Origin of the sequence: Photobacterium proteolyticum (assembly GCF_001939735.1) — a bacterium.
GTDB classification, from domain to species: domain Bacteria; phylum Pseudomonadota; class Gammaproteobacteria; order Enterobacterales; family Vibrionaceae; genus Photobacterium; species Photobacterium proteolyticum.
Genome location: NZ_MJIL01000099.1, coordinates 290748 through 297306 on the forward strand (window position 1 = coordinate 290748; position 6559 = coordinate 297306).

Genomic DNA, 6559 nt, shown 5'->3' on the forward strand with positions numbered 1-6559 from the left:
TGCGCTGCCTTCTTATGATAAAACTCTGTTTTAGCCTTCTTGAAGGCTAATTGCACTATCAAATAGATTTTTCACTAAGCCAATATAATCTTCAAGGAACGCTATCTGTTCATTGGTCGGACAGCAGCGCCAAGCCCCTGCCAGCACTTCTGATAAATCTTCGACAACCCTATCGGCTTCTTGCATCAACTTGAAACGAAAATCGGCTTCAAGATCAGGGTTTTGCGAAAACACTGCCATTAAATTCGTTGCTATCATGTCTGTCACAACATCTTCTACCGTTTCACTACAACTGTCTTTACTCGCACGCTCGAACAAAGACAGGTGTTCGGTAAAATATTCTATAAGCGCATGATAACCTTCAGACTCAACAACCATAATTTATCTTTGGATTAGTAATAATTTTCTCCAATTCTAAGAAGAATCAAAAAAATTACAACCGTATCGACGGATGTTCTTGCTCTCGATCAAAGAGAATTCGCAACAAAACCGCAGTATATACTTTCTTAGCCACTAACAGCCCGCAAAGACTTTTCCTGTTCCTGACATAGCTCCCTAGTATAGACAGTCGTTTGATTTCTGCCGTTCTGCTTTGATTCGTACAAAGCACTGTCTGATAGTTCCAGCCATTTTTCATAGCTTGACATCCAGGGCGCCCATTCACAAACACCGAGGCTGATAGTCACACTGATATTCCGGACATCGACTGCGACAGATGCATCTTCGACCCGGCTGCGCAAACGTTCAGTAAAATACAGCCCTAGCTCTGCGGACGTACCCGGTAAGATGACACCAAACTCCTCGCCACCATAACGTCCGGCGATATCACTATGCCTTTTGGTTCGCCGCAGCAAGCTGGAAACTTTCCGAATCACACCATCCCCGGCAATATGTCCGAATGTGTCATTCACCTTTTTGAAATGGTCTATATCAAACATCACCAGCGTCGAAGGAATATTCGCCTTTCGGCATCGTTCGAACTCTTCGGCCAGGCATGCCTCCCAATGCCCCCGGTTATACAGCTGTGTTAACCTGTCCGTCATGCTTAGGTGCGTCAGCTGTTCGTTTGATTCGCGAAGGTGTGTTTTATTCTTGGCTATGTCCGAGACATCAGTAATCGTCAGGCAGATATGCGACAACTCACCACTAAGCGATTTTAGCGGCGTTAGGGTCATGTTCTGGAACATCAATGAAGAACCACCAGTGACCGGGCTAAAGTTGGAGAAGTTAAAAATGCTTGGCCTGTCTTCCCAGCAACTAAAGGAGCGCATTCGCAATTTGAAGGTAGATGCTATTTTATTTTTCAGCCATTTCACCGGCAGGTCATCGACAACGTCGAACAAATTCTTGCCCATAATTTGTTCCGAGGTAATGCCACTATAGGCCTGCATAAACGTATTCCACGCCCAGACGTTATATTCTTTATCAATGATCACTACACCAGCATCTATATTGTCCATTACCTGCATGGTTAAGTGAAAGTCAGCAAGTGCTACTTGATTCAATGTAGAGTTTCCATCATCTTCTTGATAACCTGCGTAGAGCTGTTATCCATCATAAATAAAACATCACATTCCAAGTCTAATGATTCAGCCTCATAGGTATACTCGACAGTGAAGAGTTCTGTTTTAATACTCTCACTATCACTCCATACCATATAATCTTCCAGCACAATAGGCTGACGCACCGAAAAAGGAATATTCATTTGTTCAGACAGCGCAACTAAGAACGAAGACACCATAAGGTTGGCAATATCAATCACGATTTCGCTCTTGTGCTCATCAACCTGGCTAAAACCCATACGGGCTCCAAACACATCAACGTCCTTACCACGTAAGCAAACCAGCGCTTCTCCATGAATGCCTCCACCTACAAAACGCTGAGCAATCGCAACTGACTCACTCTGTTGCTTAATATCATCAATCGCCATCTCCAGCTCCCCGGCACATAACCTGGCAACATTCGGCAACGGCATCTTGATAAACTCTCCGAAGTGGTCAGAGATAATTGCAGCCCCTCGGCCCAAAGCGACATTGGCCACTTCTTTAAACGTCTGTATATATTCGTCACCACTGCGATGAACCAAAGTCGGTGCCACATTATCAACGACATAGACACCGAACTTATTTAATATCGAGATGAGGTGCTCAGGGTCAAAGGGCTTAGGTAGGAAATGATATGCACCGAGTTCTATACACCTTTCCATTGCCTGCCGCTGAACATCAGCAGACAATATGATTATTTTAATCTGGTGCTCACGGCCAGATAAGACCTGTAACACCTCAAAGCCATCCATAACAGGCATTGTCAAATCAAGGAACATCACATCAATATCATGACGAGAAAGGCACTCGAGTCCTTCTTTTCCGTTCTCGGTAAAAAACAGCGTCAAACCTTCCTGCCCAGATAACATCTTGGACATGGCTCTGTGCACTACCGGCGAATCATCACAGATAAGAATGTTCTGTTTCCTTACCACGTTGATTTTCTTCCTAAGTTTTCCATGGACTGTCTAATAATAATCAATATTCAATAGAATAATAATCGAAGCGTATGAAATTTATTTAATAAGTGAGCTAGATCGTCTTTTTAGACCTTATAGATCATTTAGCACTAATTTATTCGACTTGTTTTTATGGGCTCTCCGGTAAATATCACTCTGATATTTTTAGTTTTTATCACCTAACAAACATAATTAATAGTTAATAGTAACGATTAATTTGCATGAATTGTTCATATGATCATATTTCCCCTCCACATTACTCCATGCTAAAAATATGAGCATGAAATGCTTTACACAATCATTCCTATGTGATTTTCTAGTTATCAAATATCACTCGTTATAATACAATCCCCGGTAGAAATCATAACAACATGGATAGCCTTCTATGAAAGTCATTCGTTGGATATTAGGCAGAGTCATTTTGCTGCTTAATACCGTTTTTACACCAAAGTCAATCAAGCGCTCAGATGCCGAACAAAAAGAAATTGACGATGCTGTTGCTCAACTCCATCTCTACCAATTCGATGCGTGTCCTTTCTGCGTTAAGGTAAGACGCCACGCAAAACGACTCAACCTGCCGCTGGCGACCAGAGACGCGAAACAAGCGCAATGGGAAGAAGAACTGGTTAATGGTGGAGGCCGAAGAAAAGTCCCTTGCCTGCGTATTGAAGGTGAAAATGGAAATGTCGAATGGATGTACGAATCTAAAGACATCATTAACTACCTAGAGAGACGCTTCGCCTGATACATCTGTCTACCTAAGCCCATTAAGCCTGCTTTTTGAGCTTAGGTGTCGTTGATTAAGCATATTTTTGTGAGTCTCGCTATAAAACAGTGAGCCATATCAACCCGCTTTCTTTAAGGCTGTGCAATTAATAGCGTTTGATGACACACTGCCGATAAATGCAAGCTAGGTACCGAGTACACAATGAAAAAAACGAAAACCATCACTACAGACGACATCCTGCTAAAGCTTTGTCAGTCAATTTCTAATGTTCTATCCACTGCTACTGACAGCCAGATCGGCTACTCTGCAATGGTACAGAAAATCAATAAAACCAGCCTTAAGCCAGACATTGGCTGCTTTGTTCTTTTTGACGGCGGCTTTACAGGCTTGGTCGTTACCAACTTCTCTCAGCAAGCAGCACTGGAGCTCTATCAGAACTACATGCTTAAAATGGGCATACCGCAGGATGATTTAGCCATTCATCATACTTCCGATGAAGTAGCTGATGTACTGGGTGAACTGATGAACCAGGTTGTGGGGGATTTCACCAGCAAAATCCGTCGTGAACTACGTATTTCCATTACGCAGAACCAACCTAAGATGCTTGCACTTAACAAGCAAATTTTGCTTTCTGTTGATACAAACCTGGATCGCCCTCAGGCCCGCCGCGTTAGCTTCACCACTGAAGATAACAACATTTTCTACCTTGAGCTGGCCATGGATAAAACTGAATTTATCCAGCTTGAAGAGTTTGAGCAACATGATGAAGTCGATCCTGACACTATCATTGAGAATGCCAAAAAAGAACAAGCCAATAAAAATAAGCAGGCTGTCCCTGTAGCCGAAGTTGATCTCGATTTGCTCGACGAGTTAGGGATTTAAGTCGCTCTGCTGCCAACCTGGTCTCGTCTATCACACTAGATTAGATCAGGTTAGCTTTATTAATTCTTAAACACCCTCCACTTATCACTCTTTGCTAGACTCAGTGATGTCAGTTATTGCCCGAGAGGCCTGATTTATGCTGAGATTCCGTAACACAGTCTGGCTGGCTATATTGTCACTCGCCGCCCTGTATTGCACCTATTCCACCGCAGAAAAGGTAACCTATGACGAGCTGAACAATGGTGACATCATTACTGTTACCTTAGATCAGCTACTTCCTACTCAGGCCGTTCTCAGCTATGACAGAGAGTATGCCCGACTCAGCCGTTACAAAGACAACCTAAAACATATGTATAACGATCTCTGCCAGATCAACGGTGCCAAAGGTGTCAAGAAGTGGGGAGAAGAGTCACAGCCTACCGATCCATCTAGCTATACCTGCTCTGACAAAACCGGCACACATACTGATGCACTCAATACGGTTGTTATCGGTCCCCAAAAAGGCAGCCTCTATCTCACCAAGGGCCATCATCTTTTTTCAACGTTCTGGGATATGCCTAATGGTGGTACCAGTGTCCCGGTAACAGTAAGAGTTGCCCATAATTTATTTGGTTCTGGTGAGGATTTTTGGCCGGAAATGAGCAATGACCAAGAGGTGTGGCTGTACGATTCAAAAGGCGAGAAAATAAAAACCGATGATTTACCGGAATATATTGGTCAGAAGCAGATGAAACATGACAAGTATCTTTCACTCGTCCATTTTCTGAATGGAATCAGCTATTCCCCCCCGGTGAAAAAGAGCAAGAATGATAAAGCCAATTCGGATTCGTTCATTCCTTTTCTGGAGCTACATTGGGCACTTGAAGTTCGCAAACATATGAAAGTATCGGACTACAACCTAAACGAGCCTGAGGAGTATGCTGCGGCTCTGGCAGAAGCGGCAACCGTCATGGTTGATCTGCCTGACGATGCAGTTATCGGACAATCAACACTAACCGCTAAGGAAATGGGGAAATTCAGTCAAGTAGACAGCAAAGCATTAGCCGCACTAATCAATGATAAGACGTCCGGTTTCAATCATGCTCTATCCTATCGATTGGCGAAAAAAGAAAAATCGACCCCAAAAAGGTTACTTGAAGAGGAAGCTGCAGCAAAAGAAAAATCCCAGTCAAGCGAGGCAACCAATGATAGTGAGTAGCTCCAATAAACTAAGCTACCGACTTCTGACTTTAAGCCATTCTACAACGAGCAAAATCAATCAAGGGACTGCTCGTCGCATGCCCTATCAGGAACACATCGCTGAAGGTTGTCTTGCAACCAATGAATAAACCTTTGTTCAAGCTGATCATCGGATGTTTTTTCCTGACTGAGTAACATATAACTATGTCCAGATAGCAGAAACCCGAATGGTGCAATAAGGTTGCCGCGTTTTAGATCATCAACAACGAGCGGGTATGAGCCTAGAGCCGCGCCAAGCCCATCTACAGCAGCCTGAAAACAAAAATAAAAATGGGCGAAAGACTGGCTTGAATTATCTAACAAACCCATTTTTCCAGCGCTTTGACACCAACTAGCCCAAGCTTGTGGTCTTGTTTCACTGTGAAGCAACCTCACCTTACTTAAATCGCCTTTTACCTGTTGCCAGTAACCTGGGGCGAACACCGGCCCTACCCACTCATCGACAAGTTTTGTCCGTTTATAATCATGCAGCAGCTCAAAGTCATCACGACGAATTGCCAACGACAAAGCGTTCACGCCCAATGTAACAGGTCCGCCTGCCGTTGATAGCCTGACATCCGCATTAGGCACTTGGGAATAAAAGTCGCTTAGCCGTGGCATTAACCAGCGCATGGTTAATGTTGGTTCGCAAGAGACTTCAAGACACTTGTTCCTCACAAGAGTTAACTTGTCGATCCCTTCATCAAGAGCGTCAAAGGCCTGTGTCGTGTATTCTTTTAACACCTCTCCCTCTTGCGTCAGGTATACATGCCTCCCTTTCTTGTAGAACAAATGTTGAGAGAGGTAACTTTCCAGTACTTTTATTTGTTTGCTGACAGCTCCGTGTGTAATGCACAGCTTGTCAGCGGCTTCACTATAGCTTGATGAAGACGCAGCAACATGGAAAACGTGGAATGCTTTCAAGTGTCTCATATGTGAAAATTTCTCACAGTTCGATTGAAATTGTTTCGATTATAGTGACCTCAATAGCTCGTTACAATCAGTCCTAGTCAATCAGCAAACATCTATTTGGAGTAATAATGGAAGTTTTGGGCCTTGCGTTCTTAGGGTTACTTATCGTTATCAGCCCGGGTGCATATTCCGGAGTATTGCGACCCCTGATTCCGGGATTATCCGATCGCTCATTCCGGTTTAAACCGGAATACTTACTTTTTTTCTTTTAAATCAATTACTCACTATCCTTGCTATACATCAGAAGGCTGCAAGGA

The 6559-nt window shown here is 43.5% G+C and carries 7 protein-coding genes; 3 read left to right on the top strand and 4 right to left on the bottom strand.

What is annotated here, in order from left to right; translation table 11 throughout:
• Positions 1 to 30: 30 nt before the first annotated feature.
• From BIT28_RS27495 to BIT28_RS27505, 3 genes are all read right to left on the bottom strand, one after another.
• Positions 31 to 378, bottom strand: coding sequence for a DUF3802 family protein (locus BIT28_RS27495; protein WP_075768142.1), 348 nt, complete (start codon positions 376 to 378; stop codon positions 31 to 33).
• Positions 379 to 506: 128 nt separating this feature from the next.
• Positions 507 to 1505 (bottom strand): sensor domain-containing diguanylate cyclase, encoded by a 999-nt coding sequence (locus tag BIT28_RS27500; protein ID WP_075768143.1) that lies wholly within the window; start codon positions 1503 to 1505, stop codon positions 507 to 509.
• A complete protein-coding gene (locus BIT28_RS27505) occupies positions 1502 to 2479 on the bottom strand; it encodes a response regulator (protein WP_075768144.1) in 978 nt (325 codons plus the stop codon). The genes BIT28_RS27500 and BIT28_RS27505 overlap by 4 nt, the downstream gene beginning before the upstream one ends.
• Positions 2480 to 2888: 409 nt before the next feature.
• Here BIT28_RS27505 and BIT28_RS27510 point away from each other — a divergent pair, with 409 nt between their 5' ends.
• From BIT28_RS27510 to BIT28_RS27520, 3 genes are all read left to right on the top strand, one after another.
• The gene (locus BIT28_RS27510) at positions 2889 to 3248 is read left to right on the top strand and encodes a glutaredoxin family protein (protein ID WP_075768145.1); all 360 of its coding nucleotides are present in this window, start codon (positions 2889 to 2891) and stop codon (positions 3246 to 3248) included.
• Between the two features lie 183 nt (positions 3249 to 3431).
• A complete protein-coding gene (locus tag BIT28_RS27515; protein ID WP_075768146.1) occupies positions 3432 to 4112 on the top strand; it encodes a DUF3334 family protein in 681 nt (226 codons plus the stop codon).
• A 136-nt stretch (positions 4113 to 4248) separates the two neighbouring features.
• Positions 4249 to 5310: a ParB/Srx family N-terminal domain-containing protein gene (locus BIT28_RS27520; protein ID WP_075768147.1), complete on the top strand. Its 1062-nt coding sequence runs from the start codon at positions 4249 to 4251 to the stop codon at positions 5308 to 5310.
• Positions 5311 to 5366: 56 nt separating this feature from the next.
• On the opposite strand, the gene BIT28_RS27525 is transcribed toward BIT28_RS27520, so the two are convergent.
• Positions 5367 to 6263 (bottom strand): LysR substrate-binding domain-containing protein, encoded by an 897-nt coding sequence (locus tag BIT28_RS27525; protein WP_075768148.1) that lies wholly within the window; start codon positions 6261 to 6263, stop codon positions 5367 to 5369.
• Between the last annotated feature and the right edge of the window lie 296 nt (positions 6264 to 6559).